Annotated in this window: 12 protein-coding genes; 11 read left to right on the forward strand and 1 reads right to left on the reverse strand. The window is 53.1% G+C overall.

The genetic code is table 11. The features are described from left to right. Nucleotide 1: 1 nt before the first annotated feature. From NSU18_RS01900 to NSU18_RS01930, 7 genes are all read left to right on the forward strand, one after another. A complete protein-coding gene (locus tag NSU18_RS01900) occupies nucleotides 2-979 on the forward strand; it encodes an alpha-ketoacid dehydrogenase subunit beta (protein ID WP_341022352.1) in 978 nt (325 codons plus the stop codon). A 110-nt stretch (nucleotides 980-1,089) separates the two neighbouring features. Beyond that, nucleotides 1,090-2,745 carry a 2-oxo acid dehydrogenase subunit E2 gene (locus NSU18_RS01905; RefSeq protein ID WP_341148049.1) on the forward strand — a complete coding sequence of 552 codons (1,656 nt, stop codon included), beginning with the start codon at nucleotides 1,090-1,092 and terminating at the stop codon, nucleotides 2,743-2,745. A gap of 3 nt (nucleotides 2,746-2,748) precedes the next feature. Beyond that, nucleotides 2,749-4,161, forward strand: a complete 1,413-nt coding sequence (gene lpdA / locus NSU18_RS01910; protein ID WP_341022350.1) for a dihydrolipoyl dehydrogenase — start codon at nucleotides 2,749-2,751, stop codon at nucleotides 4,159-4,161. 242 nt (nucleotides 4,162-4,403) lie between these two features. Further along, nucleotides 4,404-5,198: a thymidylate synthase gene (gene thyA / locus NSU18_RS01915; RefSeq protein ID WP_036726453.1), complete on the forward strand. Its 795-nt coding sequence runs from the start codon at nucleotides 4,404-4,406 to the stop codon at nucleotides 5,196-5,198. After that, on the forward strand, nucleotides 5,195-5,686 hold the full coding sequence (locus NSU18_RS01920; protein WP_341148050.1) for a dihydrofolate reductase: 492 nt from the start codon (nucleotides 5,195-5,197) through the stop codon (nucleotides 5,684-5,686). The genes thyA and NSU18_RS01920 overlap by 4 nt, the downstream gene beginning before the upstream one ends. A gap of 156 nt (nucleotides 5,687-5,842) precedes the next feature. Next, nucleotides 5,843-7,330, forward strand: coding sequence for a glutamate synthase subunit beta (locus NSU18_RS01925; protein WP_341148051.1), 1,488 nt, complete (start codon nucleotides 5,843-5,845; stop codon nucleotides 7,328-7,330). 50 nt (nucleotides 7,331-7,380) lie between these two features. Further along, nucleotides 7,381-7,662: a hypothetical protein gene (locus tag NSU18_RS01930; protein ID WP_445321884.1), complete on the forward strand. Its 282-nt coding sequence runs from the start codon at nucleotides 7,381-7,383 to the stop codon at nucleotides 7,660-7,662. 438 nt (nucleotides 7,663-8,100) lie between these two features. Here the strand turns inward: NSU18_RS01930 and NSU18_RS01935 are convergent, their stop codons facing one another. After that, entirely contained in the window at nucleotides 8,101-10,101 is a 2,001-nt protein-coding gene (locus NSU18_RS01935; protein WP_341148052.1) for a methyl-accepting chemotaxis protein, read from the reverse strand. A 527-nt stretch (nucleotides 10,102-10,628) separates the two neighbouring features. On the opposite strand from NSU18_RS01935, the gene proS reads away from it, so the two are divergent. From proS to NSU18_RS01955, 4 genes are all read left to right on the forward strand, one after another. After that, complete coding sequence (proS, locus tag NSU18_RS01940; RefSeq protein ID WP_341148053.1) at nucleotides 10,629-11,909, forward strand: proline--tRNA ligase; 1,281 nt, start codon at nucleotides 10,629-10,631, stop codon at nucleotides 11,907-11,909. A 64-nt stretch (nucleotides 11,910-11,973) separates the two neighbouring features. Then, nucleotides 11,974-12,144 carry a hypothetical protein gene (locus tag NSU18_RS01945; protein WP_341148054.1) on the forward strand — a complete coding sequence of 57 codons (171 nt, stop codon included), beginning with the start codon at nucleotides 11,974-11,976 and terminating at the stop codon, nucleotides 12,142-12,144. A gap of 18 nt (nucleotides 12,145-12,162) precedes the next feature. Further along, nucleotides 12,163-12,387 carry a hypothetical protein gene (locus tag NSU18_RS01950; protein WP_341148055.1) on the forward strand — a complete coding sequence of 75 codons (225 nt, stop codon included), beginning with the start codon at nucleotides 12,163-12,165 and terminating at the stop codon, nucleotides 12,385-12,387. 103 nt (nucleotides 12,388-12,490) lie between these two features. After that, nucleotides 12,491-14,767, forward strand: a complete 2,277-nt coding sequence (locus NSU18_RS01955) for a type IA DNA topoisomerase (RefSeq protein WP_341148056.1) — start codon at nucleotides 12,491-12,493, stop codon at nucleotides 14,765-14,767. Nucleotides 14,768-15,220: the final 453 nt, after the last annotated feature.

A 15,220-nucleotide genomic window follows, 5' to 3' on the forward strand; every position in this document is an offset into this window, starting at 1 on the left:
AATGGCACAGATGAATATGAAAGAAGCAATTCGTGACGCAATGCGCGTTGAACTGACTCGTGACCCCAATGTCCTTATCTTCGGAGAAGACGTTGGTAATGTAGGCGGCGTGTTCCGTGTAACAGAAGGGCTGCAGAAGGAATTTGGCGAGGATCGCATCTTCGATACACCGCTGGCAGAGTCTGCTATCGGCGGTTTGGCTTTCGGTCTCGGCGTACAGGGCTTCCGCCCGATCGCTGAGATCCAGTTCGTAGGCTTCATCTTTGAAGCTCTTGATCAGATCGTTATTCAGGCAGCGCGCCTGCGCTGGCGTTCCGGGGGCAAATACAATGCTCCTGTAGTGTTCCGCACTCCGTTCGGCGGCGGCGTTAAGGCAGCTGAGCTGCATACCGATTCTCTGGAAGGCTTGATTGCCCAGAGTCCTGGGATCAAGGTAGTTATTCCTTCTAACCCATACGATGCGAAGGGACTGCTGATCGCTTCGATCCGCGACAATGACCCTGTATTCTTCATGGAGCACTTGAACCTGTACCATGCTTTCCGTGCAGAGGTGCCTGAAGGTGAATATACCGTTGAACTCGGCAAAGCGAATGTAGTTCGCGAGGGTTCGGATGTATCTATCATTACCTACGGTCTAATGGTACATACAGCGACCAAGGCAGCTGACCAGCTCGAAAAAGAAGGCATCAAAGTCGAAATTATCGACCTTCGTACCGTTAGCCCGATTGATATCGACACTATTGTGGCTTCCATCAAGAAGACCAACCGTGCGATTGTTGTACAAGAAGCTCAGAAGAGCTCCGGCGTAGCCGCTGAGGTTATTGCCCAGATTAACGAAAAAGCTCTGCTGCACTTAGAAGCCCCTGTGCTTCGTGTAGCAGGTCCTGATACGATTTTCCCGTTCGCTCAAATCGAAGATACCTGGATTCCTACCCCTGCACGTGTTATTGCGGCAGTTAAGAAAGTTATGGAATTCTAGGATAAGTAACGACCTTGCCGTCCTTGTATTTAAGGGCGGCAGCCGTTTCTGTCTTTTGCTAAACAGAGCTGTTGAATTAACTCAACATAACATTATAGGAGGTTATCAAGGTGGCAAAATTTGAGTACCGGTTCCCTGAGCTGGGCGAAGGTCTGCATGAAGGCGAAATTATCAAAATGCATATCAAAGCCGGCGACAAAGTAACCGATGACGATATCGTAATGGAAGTTCAGAATGACAAGGCGGTAGTAGAGGTGCCTTGTCCGGTCAATGGCACAGTGCTGGAAGTCTTCACCAAGGACGGCCAAGTATGCCGTGTAGGCGAAGTTGTAGCAATTATTGATGCCGAAGGCGACATCCCTGAACAAGAGGGCGGCCATCCGGCAGAGCATGCTTCCCAGGAAGCTGATGCAGCCAAGGGCGGAGCGGATACTACTTCTTCTCCGGCAACCAGCAGCCCGGCTACTGGCGGAGCAACGAACTTCGAATACAAGTTCCCTGAACTGGGCGAAGGCCTGCATGAAGGGGAAATCATCAAGATGCACATCAAGGTTGGAGACAAAATCACCGACGACGATATCATTATGGAAGTTCAGAATGATAAAGCAGTGGTGGAAGTTCCTTCTCCAGTCAATGGTACTGTAGTCGAAGTGTTCACCAAAGACGGCCAGATCTGCCGTGTAGGTGAAGTTGTGGCTATCATTGCTGCAGAAGGTGATGTTCCTCATGATGAGGGCGGCCATGCTGAAGCATCCGGTGCCCAGGCAGCGGCTCCTTCCCAAGGTACAGCTCCGGCAGCGGCGGCAGCTCCAGCCCCTGACCGTGAAGTGCTGGCAACACCGAGCGTGCGCAAGTATGCCCGTGACAAGAGCGTGGATATCTCCAAGGTGAACGGCTCCGGCAAGAACGGCAAGATCACACTTGAAGATGTAGAAGCCTTCCTGAAAGGCGGCTCTACAGCTCCTGCGGCAGCGGCTCCGGCAGCTTCTGCACCAGCGGCGGCAGCAGCACCTCAAACCAAAGCCAAAGAAGCAGCACCGGCAGCAGCTTCCGGCAATACAAGTCTGGAAGAAGAACGCGTACCGTTCAAGGGTATCCGCAAAGCGATTGCCAATGCTATGGTTAAATCGGCTTACACTGCACCGCATGTTACCATCATGGACGAAGTGGATGTTACTGAGCTTGTAGCCTTCCGTGCCCGCATGAAGCCGGTAGCCGAGAAGAAGGGCGTGAAGGTTACTTATCTTCCGTTCATCGTAAAGGCACTCGTAGCCGCTTCCCGTCAGTTCCCTGCGCTTAACGCAATGATTGACGAAGCTTCTAACGAAATTGTCTACAAGAAGTACTACAACATCGGTATTGCTACGGATACAGACAACGGTCTGATCGTTCCTGTCATCAAGGACGCTGACCGCAAGAGCATCTGGATGATCGCAAGCGCGATTACAGATCTGGCAGTACGCGGACGCGACGGCAAGCTGGCTCCGAATGAAATGAAGGGCAGTACGATCTCGATCAGTAACATCGGCTCTGCCGGCGGTATGTTCTTCACTCCGATTATCAACTTCCCTGAAGTTGCTATTCTCGGAACCGGACGTATCACTGAGAAGCCTGTTGTGAAGAACGGCGAAATCGTTGCCGCACCTGTAATGGCTCTGTCCCTGAGCTTTGACCACCGGATTATTGACGGCGCAACAGCACAGAATTTCATGAATTACATTAAGACCCTGCTTGCAAATCCTGATATGTTAGTTATGGAGGTGTAATTAATGGTAGTCGGAGACGCTTCAATCGAAATCGACACATTGGTAATTGGTGCAGGTCCCGGCGGGTATGTGGCGGCAATTCGTGCCGCCCAGCTCGGCCAAAAGGTCATCATTGTAGATAAATCGGAACTCGGCGGCGTGTGCTTGAACCGCGGCTGTATTCCTTCCAAGGCCCTGATCTCAGCTGCTCATCAATTCGAGGCTGCCCAGCACGGTGATGTATTCGGTGTTACTGCCGAGAACGTGAAGGTAGACTGGTCCAAGACTCAGGCCTTCAAGAACGGCGTAGTCAAGAAAATGACTTCCGGCGTTACCAGCCTGATGAAGGGTAACAAGATCGAAGTATTCAGCGGAGAAGCTATGTTCATCAGCACAAACGAAGCCCGTTTGTTCAATGATCATGAATCCCCGCGCTATAAGTTCAATAACTGCATTATTGCAACGGGCTCCCGTCCGATTGAACTGAAGCCATTCCCGTTCGGCGGACGCATCCTGTCCTCCACGGAAGCGCTGGATCTGCCTGAAATCCCTAAGAGCATGATCGTTATCGGCGGCGGCTACATTGGTGCGGAACTGGGTCAGATGTACTCCAAATTCGGCACCAAGGTGACCATCATTGAAGGTCTGGATACCGTTCTGCCTGGCTTTGACAAAGACATGACCCGTCTGGTTGCTAAGAATATGGCTAAGACTGGCATTGAAATTGTAACCAACGCCAAAGCAGAATCTGCGGTTCAGAACGACAAGGAAGTTACTGTGAAATACTCCGTTGGCGGAGAGTCCAAAGAAGTTACTGCTGAATACCTGCTGGTAACAGTAGGACGCCGTCCGAATACTGACGGAGAGCTGGGTCTGGATCTGATCGGCGTTGAGCTGGATGACCGCGGTCTGGTGAAGGTAGACCATCAGGGACGGACTAACATTCCTAACATTTTCGCAATCGGCGATATCGTTCCGGGTCTTGCCCTGGCACACAAAGCTTCTTACGAAGGTAAGATTGCTGCGGAAGCCATTGCCGGACACAAATCGGTGGTGGATTACAAGGTAATGCCGGCTGTAGTATTCACAGATCCAGAATGCTCCAGTGTAGGTCTGACCGAGAAGGAAGCGAAGGATAAGGGCTATGCAGTGAAAGCCGGCAAGTTCCCGTTCGCAGGCAACGGCCGTGCCGTATCCCTGAATGCTCCTGAAGGCTTCATCAAGATTGTAGCGAAGAGCGACAACAATCAGGTGCTTGGCGCGCAAATCGTCGGTATCGAGGCTTCCAACCTGATCGCTGAGCTGGGTCTGGCGATCGAAATGGGCGCAACGCTTGAAGATATCGCACTGACCATCCATGCGCATCCAACCCTTGGCGAGATCGTCATGGAAGCGGCTGAGCTGGTAGAAGGCCACCCGATCCACGTAATGAAATAATAACCGCCTAAGCTTATGCGGTAAGAACATAGGAGGATGTTCCCGAAGCCATGCAGATGGTCAGGGAGCATCCTCTTTTGACTGAAGATACTGTCCTGAACGTTCGGAAATAGCTGGAAGACAGCCCAATTTGGGTAGTGAAATGTATGTTTTTTGCGTTTTTTTATCATCAGGGAAGTTACAACGACCGTCAGCTCATGGTAAACTGGTAGAAGAAAAAAGAGAGTGGGGTGCGATACGGCTTGCGTAATTACTTGGATTTATTACAGGATATTCTGGACAACGGTACAGCTAAGAGCGACCGGACAGGTACAGGTACAGTGTCCGTCTTCGGGCGTCAGCTCCGCTTCGATCTGTCGAAGGGCTTCCCGCTGATGACCACCAAGCGCATTCATCTGAAGTCGGTGGTACATGAGCTTCTATGGTTCCTCAAAGGGGATACCAATACAACGTATCTGAAGGAGAACGGCGTCTCGATCTGGGATGAATGGGCCGATGAAAACGGGGAGCTGGGACCGGTGTACGGCTCGCAGTGGCGGGCCTGGGAGAGTAAGGACGGGCAGCATATCGATCAGATTGCGAATGTGATTGAGTCGATTAAGCATAATCCCGATTCACGGCGCCATATTGTTAGTGCGTGGAATGTAGGCGAGATTGAGCAGATGAAGCTTCCGCCCTGCCATTTCGTTTTTCAGTTCTACGTAGCCGGCGGCAAGCTTTCTTGCATGCTTACAATGCGTTCGGTGGATACATTCCTTGGGCTTCCATTCAACATTGCCAGCTACGCGCTGCTTACCCATATGGTTGCGCAGCAGACGGGGCTTGAGGTCGGAGATTTCATCTGGTCCGGCGGAGATGTGCATATATATACAAATCATATGGAACAAGTAGCTACACAGCTTGCACGCGAGCCTTATGCGCTGCCGAAGCTTAACATTCGCAGAGTGCCGGACAGTATTTTTGATTATACCTTTGAGGATTTTGAATTTACCGACTATGTCTACCATCCGGGAATCAAGGCGCCGGTTGCTATATGAGTATTACCATGATATGGGCGATGGCCTCGAATGGCGTAATTGGCAAAAATAACGATATGCCCTGGCATTTGCCGCTGGATTTCGCGTATTTCAAAGCTGAGACACTCGGCAAACGGATGCTGATGGGCCGTAAAACCTGGGAGTCGCTGGGCAGCAAGCCGCTGAAGGGACGTACCAGCCTGATTCTGACGCGCGACAAGGACTTCGCACCCGAAGGGGCTGAGGTCATCCATTCGCTGGCTGAGGCGCTGGCTGAGGGGCGCAAGGAGGATGAACTGATGGTGATTGGCGGAGCCGAAATCTACAGCCTGATGCTGCCGTATGCCGACAAGCTACGTGTTACACGGATAGAGGCGGAGATTGAAGGTGATACGCGATTCCCTGAGGTAGACTGGAGCCAGTGGAAGGAAGTTTCCAATTCCCCGGGACTCAAGAATGAGCAGAATCCTTATGATTATCGTTTTATGGTGTATGACCGCAAGGAGTGACGATGAAGCGTTTTCTCTGACACAAGATGTGAAATAGTACAAATAATCAGCAGATTAGTCCATTACAGTGCGAAAGTATTGAATGCTAATATAATTAAAATTAGAAATGGTGTACTATACATCAACACGAAGAGAACGGATGGGGGAAACGTATATATGTCTACACCTACTGGATTTATGGAGTATAAGCGCCAGCTCCCAGGGGACCGCGATCCCGAGCAGCGCGTGAAGGATTGGGAAGAATTCCACGAGCATCTGACCGAGGAGGAGCTTCGGACTCAGGGTGCCCGTTGTATGGATTGCGGCACACCGTATTGCCACACCGGTATGGATATGAGCGGCGGTACTTCAGGCTGTCCCGTGCATAACCTGATCCCGGAGTGGAATAACCTGGTCTACCGCGGCCTGTGGAAGGAAGCGCTAGAGCGCCTGCACAAGACGAATAACTTCCCTGAATTCACCGGCAGCATTTGTCCTGCTCCCTGCGAGGGCTCCTGTACCGTCGGTCTGATTGGACAGCCTGTTACGATTAAGACGATCGAGCTGGCCATTGTGGACAAGGGCTTTGAAGAGGGCTGGGTCGTTCCGAGTCCGCCGGAGAAGCGTACAGGCAAACGGATTGCTATTGTCGGCTCCGGTCCGGCAGGACTGGCCGCAGCAGCCCAGCTGAATAAAGCGGGTCACACGGTAACGGTCTTTGAGCGCAGTGACCGGATCGGCGGCCTTCTGATGTACGGTATTCCGACGATGAAGCTGGACAAACGTGTCGTACAGCGCCGCGTTGATCTGCTGGCAGCAGAGGGTATCGAGTTCGTGGTAAATACAGAGATCGGTAAAGACATTCCGGCACAGCAGCTGGTGGATGAATATGATGCCGTTGTCCTCTGCGGCGGTGCGACCAAGGCTAGACGCTTCAATGTGGAGGGCCATGACCTCAAAGGGGTTATGTATGCCATGGATTACCTGAACGGCACGATCAAGAGCTATTTGAATTCCAATCTGGAGGATGGCAACTATGTATCCGCCGCAGGCAAGGACGTAATCGTGCTGGGCGGAGGCGATACCGGCTCCGACTGTGTCGCGACTTCCCTGCGGCATGGCTGCAGCAGCATCACCCAGTTCGGTACCCACGACAAAGCACCGCTTACACGTGATCCGATTGCTAACCCTTGGCCGCAGTTCCCGAATGTCTACACCCTGGATTATGCGCAGCAGGAAGCCAAAGCGGTCTTCGGTGAAGACCCGCGTGAATTCTCTATCATGACGACCAAGTTCGTCGGCGATGAAGAAGGCAACCTCAAGGAGCTGCATACAGTGCAGATCCGCCGGACGGTGGACGAGACAGGACGGAAGATCTACCAGCCGGTTCCGGGAACCGAGGCTGTCTATCCGGCCCAGCTGGCGCTGATTGCCATTGGCTTCGACGGACCGGAGCAGGATATCATTGAGGAGCTTAAGCTGGATACGGACCGCCGCAGCAATGTGAAGGCCCGTTATGGCAAATTCAACACGAATGTGGATAAAGTATTTGCAGCCGGCGATATGCGCCGCGGACAGAGTCTGGTCGTCTGGGCCATCAACGAGGGACGCGAAGCCGCGCGCGAAGTGGATAAATATCTGATGGGTTCGACTGTACTTGCCTAAATCCGATATGCACGAAAAAGGAGCTGTCCCAAAAGCCATGAAATGGCTGCTTGGGACAGCTCTTTATTGTAGTAGGTAGCTTACGTAAGGATTTGCTGCCCCGGCTCCTGAAGTACGAGCAGTATGAGCAGGTGCTGGGTTACCGGAACAGCTTCAGTAAGACCGATCCCGATGCGACTTTTATGCGAATGAAAGAAGATCACATGCTCAATGGCCAACTGAAGATAGGCTATAATCTACAGATCGGGACCGAAAGCCAGTTTATTGTGGCGTACTATGCCTATCTGGAAAAGAGAGATACGGGCAGTCGTAAAATACAGCACCTATCATAAAGAAAAGAGCAAGGCCTGGAAAGCCGATGTCGGAAAAATCGAGAATTGGACATACAACGAATCCGAGGACCACTGGAGATGCGTAGCTGGATACGCGCTGTATCTTCAACAGGAGAACAAGGAAACATTGTGCTCTCATGCAGGCGCACGGCCCGAATGTATGCGAAAAACAGCATACAATGTACTCGCATGCAGGCGCATGGCCCGAATGTATGCGGAAAACAGCATGCAATGTGCTCGAATGTAGGCGCATGGCCTTAATGTATGCGGAAAACAGCATACATTGTGCTCGCATGCAGGCGCATGGCCCGAATCTATGTGGAAAACAGCATACAATCTGCAATGTGCTGGCGTGAAGGTAGTCCTATTCAACCGCAGGTGACTTTGTTATGCGGCCATGAGAATCAATGGTCCTCAATGCTCAAAAGATCACTGGGATTAGTCTTCCAGCTTGAAGCGTTCAATCTTAAGCTGCAGATCGCCAGCCATTCTGGACAGCTCCGTAGAGGAGGCGGAGATCTCTTCCATGGAAGCGAGCTGTTCCTCTGTAGCTGCCGTTACACTCTGGAAAGCGTCTGAGGCGGAATGGGAGATGCCGGAGATTTCGTGTACGGAAGCGGCAACCTCCTGCGCTCCCGCTGACATTTGCTCGGTAATAGCCGAGATGTCATGCAGCTGGCTGTTGATTTTGGCGGTAGACTGTTCAATGCTGATGAAGGATTGCTTGGCTTCGGCGGTAACCTGAATCCCCAGCTCCACATCGGCTGCGACCGTATGCTGTATTGCTTCATAGGTCTGGTCGATCAACTGTGTCATCTGCTGGAGGGTATCTTGAATATCCCCGGCGGTATTCTTCGACTGATCAGCCAGCTTCCGCACCTCGGAAGCCACAACGGCGAAGCCCCGGCCCTGCTCTCCGGCCCGGGCTGCTTCAATGCCGGCATTCAGCGACAGGAGATTCGTCTGTACGGCAATGGCCGAAATTGCACTGCTCATTGCGGAGACTTCATCGTTCAAGCCGTTCAATTGCCCGATTAGCTGCGAAGAGTGTTGAGTAGAGGTCCGGATGGCATCCATTTGCTGGCTGACCTGTTCCATCTTCAGGCTGCCGCCGCGCACATCTGCTTCAGTGCTTGCAGAAGAATCGACGATGGAGGCCGCGGCTTCGGCAATCTTTTGAATACCGGAAGACATTTCCTCCATCGCGCGCGAGGTCTCTGCCATAGCCGAGGTCTGTGTCTGCGCACCCTCAGAGGAGTCCTGCACCAGTTCAGCCACGTAAGCGGTGGCTGTGGAGTTCTCTTCAGTGGTGGCATTCAATTGCTGGCTGGAGGCTGCCAATTGTCCCGAAGTGTCCGAAATATCCGAGACGATGCCGCGCAGAGAGCCTACCATCAGGTTGTAATTCTGTGCCAGCTGACCGATCTCATCCACCCGGTTTATCTCGATCTGTTCATTCAGATAGCCTTCGCTTACCCGCTGTGCAGAACGGTTCAGACTGCGGATCGGCTTCGTGATTGAGCGGACAATCAGGAACATCAGGGTTAGGGCGATAAGCAGAGCAATGGCCAGAACGACCAGGCCTGTATAGATAATGGGCTGTGAGGCATCCGAGAATTCTTGGGTGGGCAGGATGCCGACAATTTTGAACCCGGTATTCGGATCAGTTGTATAGTAACCCTGCATATCCATTTTCGTGTCCGGATTGGTATAATGCAGGTCCCCGCTGTCGTTAGCCAGCAGCTTCACTATATAATCTGCTACATCCTCACCTGCAGCTTTGCCGGGATAAGAGACGAATTTATGATTACGGTCCACAATGTAGAAGTAGCCTGTCTCACCCGGATGGGTGGTATGGATTCTTTCACTCATTGCCTTGAGGTTGAGGCTGGTGGTGACAGCTCCTTTGCCATCCTCCAGCGAATGGGAGAGGAACAGCGTATAGTTGCCGGTAGTTGCCGAGACAAAAGGATCAATGATTGTTGTGGTACCGGCATTCTGCATGGACGCCTTATACCAGTCCCGCGTACGCGGATCATAATCCTGTTTGCCGGGGTCCGGGGCCTTCATCCAGGCACCTTGTTCGTTGCCCACCGTAAGAATCTCCAGCTCAGGATGTGCCTTCATGAACTGATCAATGAGCGTGCGTGTGCCGGGAGCCTTAACATCGACCTCGGAAGACTCAATCTGGCGGCTGAGCAAATCCACATTCCGCATAGCGGCGGATACATATTCTTGAATGGTCCCGGCGACCAGATCGACACTGGAATGCGTGGCTTTCTGCATTTTATTCTCTAATTCCCGTTTAGCACTGGAGTAGGAGAAATAACTGACCAAGAGGATCGGGATCACCAGCATAATGGTGAAAAGCATCATCATTTGCCTTTGCAGTGATCGTGATCTGAGCTTGCTGATGAAGCGGTTGACTGACTTGAACATCGGAACGGTTCCCCCTCTGGTACATGGAAATCGACTGGTAGTATCGCTAGCCGTTTCTCTCTGAATACCTCTTATCCTATTGGATTTATCGACACATTCTTGTCATATCTGAAGATATTTGCTGCAAAATATTTAATTGCATTCACGATCTATTCATCGCCGCCTTGACGCAGCCCGAAATATCGTATAGATTAAGTACCAACATTTATAACGTAACAGCGTTGACCAAGGACCCGGTATCTGTAAGCGCCGGAACAGCGAGGGTTTCACCGGCTGAAAGATCCCCCGAGTGCGTAAGACACCAATCCTGCCTTGGAAGCTGCAGCTTATGCTGAAGATGGGCATAATTCTGCCGGACCCGGCCGTTATCCGGATGAGAGGACCGCAAGCTTGGATAGTCTTGAGGTTGAAACAGGGTGGTAACACGGCGCATTCGTCCCTGACGGATGCGTCTTTTTTGCGTTCTCATTATGGCAGTGAAATGTTCTGGATCTGTACACACTTATCGACGAAAGAGGCTGATTTGTATGCGTCAAACCAATCTATTAGTTACCACTCTGCGCGAAGCTCCTGCCGAAGCAGAGACAAGGAGCCACCAGCTGCTGCTGCGTGCCGGATATATCCGGCAGGTGGCCGCCGGGGTATACACCTATTTGCCGCTCGGACGGCGGGTGCTGCGCAGGATAGAACAGATCGTGCGCCAGGAAATGGAGTCCGCCGGTGCGCAGGAGGTTCTTATGCCTTCCATGCAGCCGACAGAGCTCTGGAGAGAATCGGAACGTTATGAGGTGTACGGCAAAGAGCTGATGAAGCTCCGCGACCGTCACGACCGTGAGTTCGTGCTGGGTCCGACCCATGAGGAAGTGGTTACGGCGCTAATGCGCGGAGAGATCAGCTCCTACCGGCGGCTGCCGGTGACCGTCTATCAGATCCAGACGAAGTTCCGGGATGAACGTCGTCCGCGCTCAGGACTTCTGCGGGGCAGGGAATTCCTGATGAAGGATGCCTATTCGTTTGATACAGACTGGGAAGGCCTGGACCTGGCCTATAAGGTAATGTACAGCGCTTATGAGCGGATCTTTGACCGCTGCGGCCTGAAGTACCGGGCGGTGCAGGCGAATGCCGGAGCCATTGGCGGCAAAGGCCAGAATCATGAATTCATGGCCCTGTCAGAGATAGGCGAGGATACGATAGCTGTGTGCTCCCTGTGCGGATATGCTGCGAATCTGGAGCAGGCGGAAGTGCATAGGGGCGACTGCTGTCCGCAGTGCGGCGAAGGGGAGCTTGATTTCCATCAAGGCATCGAGGTAGGGCATGTCTTCAAGCTGGGCACGGTCTACAGCGAGAAGCTGGGGGCAGGCTACCTGGATCGGGGCGGCCGTACCCGGCCTATGGTAATGGGCTGTTACGGCATCGGCATCTCCCGCTTGCTGGCCGCAGTCGCTGAGCAGCACAACGATGACCAGGGGTTGATCTGGCCGCAGAGTCTGGCTCCGTATATGGTTCATATTCTGCTGATGTCGGTCAAGGATACAGCGCAGCGTGAGCTGGCCGAAGCCATGTATGCAAGGCTGACCGCCTTGGGCATCGATACCCTGCTGGACGACCGCGATGAGCGGCCCGGGGTTAAATTCAAGGATGCCGGATTGCTTGGTATACCGGTCGTACTTGTGGTCGGCAAGCTGGCCGCAGAGCAAAGAATTGAATACATGGACCGCAGAACGGGTAACAAGGAAGTAATTGATATTGGCGAGGCCTTGCTGCGCGTAAGCGGTCTGAAGTCCGCGCCGGATACTGCTTTTGCTTGAATTGAAGCTCTGGTAAAATAGGGGAATACCGTATGAATCGCCGCCTTGGAGAGGAGGGGAAGCCATGTTTGGACGCCTGAGACGCAGGCTTGACAATGCCAGACAAATGCAGAAAATACGTAATGAGCATCCAGAAGAGATTCGCCGCTTGCTGGAAGAGCGGGCCAGGGAACAGCAGGTCCCGGCAGAGCCTGCACCCGCAAAGTCCGGGCCGTGGATTATCTTCTTCCGGTGAATACTGTATATTCTGTCCGTGCTAATTGTATTGATTGCCTCCATCGGGGGGCCAAAGAGTGATGCGCCTGTCTTCTCCATACTTTCCTTTGGTCTGCTGCTGGCCATTCTGTATCTGATAGCGGGTCTCGCCCAGCCTGCAATCGTATTTTTCCGCACGCACTGGTCCACGGGAGATGTGCTTGAGTTATTCAGCCTGATCATCGGGGCGCTGCTCATTCTGATGGCAATATTCCGCCTGTAGGTTACAGGTCTGAATAATGCGAAGCGGATTTTGAGGTTCAGGAATGGTATAATAGACTACTGGACAACTTTTGTAATGAACCAAGGGTAAGGAGCGATTATTGTTGAAGACACTCATTATTGCGGAGAAACCGGACATGGGGCGGAATATCGCCGCCGCAATAGAACCGAAGGCCAAAAACTACCGTTCCTATCTGGAAGGGGAGCAGTACATCATCACCTGGGCGATTGGGCATCTGATTGGCCTGGCAGAGCCCGAAGCCTACGACAATAAATATAAAAAGTGGAACATTAACGATCTGCCGATTATCCCCGAGGAGTTCAAGCTGCTGCCTAATGCACGCACTATGGATCAGCTGAAGGTGATCGGGGAGCTGGCGAAGCGCAGCGATCTGCTGGTGAACTCCTGCGATGCCGGGCGTGAGGGCCAGCATATTTTCTCGCTGATTCAGCGTTACCTGGAGCTTAACCAGCCGGTGAAGCGGCTGTGGATCTCCGATCTGACGCCGGAGACGATCCGCAAGGGCTTCCAGGAGCTGAAGGACGGGTCAGAATACGAGAATCTGACCAAAGCGGCCCGGGCGCGCAGCGAGGCGGACTGGCTGATCGGGATGAACGGCTCGCGCGCTTTTACGACCAAGCATAATGTGCTGCTCTCTGTAGGCCGGGTGCAGACCCCGGTGCTTGCGCTGATCTATGACCGTCAGAAGACCATTGAAGCATTCTCCTCGCTGAAGTTCTTTGAGGTGGAGGGCCATTTCACCCAGAATGAGCAGACGTATAAGGGAATGTGGCAGGGCGACCGGTTAACGGATGGTGCGAAGGCAGAGGCGCTTGCGGCCAAGGTCAAAGGCAAGCCCGCCCGGATTATTCTCTATGAGGTCAAAGAAACCAAGGAATATCCGAACAAGCTGTACGATCTGACCCTGCTGCAGCGTGAGGCGAACGGGAAATATGCCTTCTCCGCCAAAAAAACACTGGATATCGCCCAGGCGCTGTATGAGAAGCATAAGGTAATTTCGTATCCGCGTACCAACTCCAACTATGTCACGGAGCAGAATATTCCTGAAATGCATAAGACGCTGTCGTCCCTTCAGGGCACGCAGTACGACGATTGGGTGAAGGGTGCGAACCGTAACCTGGTTCATAAAGGCAACAAATTCATCTGTAATCCATCCAAGGTCGAGGATCACCATGCGATTCTGCCGACGAACCGCAAGGCGAACGGGTTGAGCGCGGACGAGGCCAAGCTGTACGATCTGATCGTGCGCCGTTTCTTGTCCCAGTTCTATCCGGCTGCGGAATATAAGGTGCATACAGTCATGACCGAAGTGGAAGGCGAGAAGTTCAAGACTACAGTCAAGGAGCTGCTCAGCCTCGGCTGGAAGGTGATCTACGCTGACCAGAAGAAGGACAAGTCCAGACCGTCCAAGGGCAAAGGCAAGGAGGACGAGGAGGAAGAAGAGCTTGAGGTGAACGAGCCGTTCTCGGTTCAAGCAGAGGGGGAAGTGATCTGCAGCGATGCGGTTGTGAAGGAGAAGGATACCCAGCCTCCGAAGCATTACACCGAAGGAACCTTGCTGAAGGCCATGGAGAGTGCAGGCAAGCAGATTGAGGATGAAGAGCTGCGCGATGCCATGAAGGACTCGGGGCTGGGCACTCCGGCGACCCGGGCAGCTACGATTGAACGGCTGAAGAATGTCGGCTATGTGGAGATGCAGGGGAAAAAGATCGCCATCACCCAAAAGGGGCGGACGGCGGTTGAGCTGATCCGCGGGGCAGGCGTGGAACTGCTGACCTCCCCGGAAATGACCGGGCAGTGGGAGCGCCGTCTCAATGAAATTGCCCGCGGCACCGCAGCGGACGGACAATTTATGGAGAACGTCAAGCGGTTCGCTGCGATGATTGTGGACAAGGTGCGCGTGCAGTCGCGTGCCGCGAAGACCTCCTTCGAAGGGGATACCCCTTCGCTGAACAGCGGCGGCAAGGGCCGCAGTCCGGCTGCTGCACCGCGCAAGGCCGCTGAATCCAAGGCAGCCGGGCGTACGTCCGCAGCAGCTGGGCCGCGCCGCGCGGCGTCGGACGCAGCCGGGAAGAACGTGGATACCGGGCCGAAGGTCATCGGCTCCTGCCCGCGTCCCGGCTGCGGCGGTATGATCTTCATGGGCCGCAAGGGCTACGGCTGCTCCCATTATAAGGAGGGCTGCGGCTTCGTGATCTGGAAGGAGAATCACGGACGTACGCTCACCGACACCCAGGTGAAGGCCCTGATTGAGAAAGGCCGGACCGGAAAGCTGAAGCTGACCGGTGAGGACGGCGCGCCGCTTGAAGGCAAGCTGGTGCTGCAGAATATGGATACCGGCCAGCTGGCCGTGGAATAATTCATTCATACTAAGAATGCCCCGGCCATCTTTTCCCGGCCGGGGCGCTTTTGTAAAAGAAGGCAGTTTCAGATTTAAAAGAGTGGATATGCTTGTGAAACTCAGGGGTTTGTGTAATGAAACCCTATCATCCCGAAAAATCTAACGGACCGAAGAGACCTTATCCCCACGAGAACACCACCTTTTGCAGCGTAACGGACTCAGTGGAGCTTATCGTCTTTCTGAGAGACGTTTTGGAGCTGAATTGCAGGGGATAAGGTCCTTGCGGTCCGCTAATCGCCCAAGTGAAGACTTTCTTCACGGATAAGAGCCCCTGTGTCCGTTACGCTTAGCGCCCCCAAATAACAACCGTCAATTGAAAATATGTAATTTGAAGGGTGATTTATTCTACTCCACTATTTTAAATCTGATAAGGTACTAGCGGAGACAGGCCTCTATCTTCAAAAGCTTAAC

The sequence above is a fragment of the Paenibacillus sp. FSL H8-0048 genome, assembly GCF_038002825.1.
In the GTDB taxonomy this organism is placed as follows: Bacteria; Bacillota; Bacilli; order Paenibacillales; family Paenibacillaceae; genus Paenibacillus_AQ.

Bases quoted from the DNA above. Each gene is read 5' to 3' on its own strand.
- NSU18_RS01900 (WP_341022352.1), top strand. From the start codon at position 2: ATGGCACAGATGAATATGAAAGAAGCAATTCGTGACGCAATGCGCGTT.
- lpdA (WP_341022350.1), top strand. From the start codon at position 2,749: ATGGTAGTCGGAGACGCTTCAATCGAAATCGACACATTGGTAATTGGT.
- NSU18_RS01920 (WP_341148050.1), top strand. From the start codon at position 5,195: ATGAGTATTACCATGATATGGGCGATGGCCTCGAATGGCGTAATTGGC.
- NSU18_RS01925 (WP_341148051.1), top strand. From the start codon at position 5,843: ATGTCTACACCTACTGGATTTATGGAGTATAAGCGCCAGCTCCCAGGG.
- NSU18_RS01935 (WP_341148052.1), bottom strand. From the start codon at position 10,101: ATGTTCAAGTCAGTCAACCGCTTCATCAGCAAGCTCAGATCACGATCA.
- proS (WP_341148053.1), top strand. From the start codon at position 10,629: ATGCGTCAAACCAATCTATTAGTTACCACTCTGCGCGAAGCTCCTGCC.
- NSU18_RS01945 (WP_341148054.1), top strand. From the start codon at position 11,974: ATGTTTGGACGCCTGAGACGCAGGCTTGACAATGCCAGACAAATGCAG.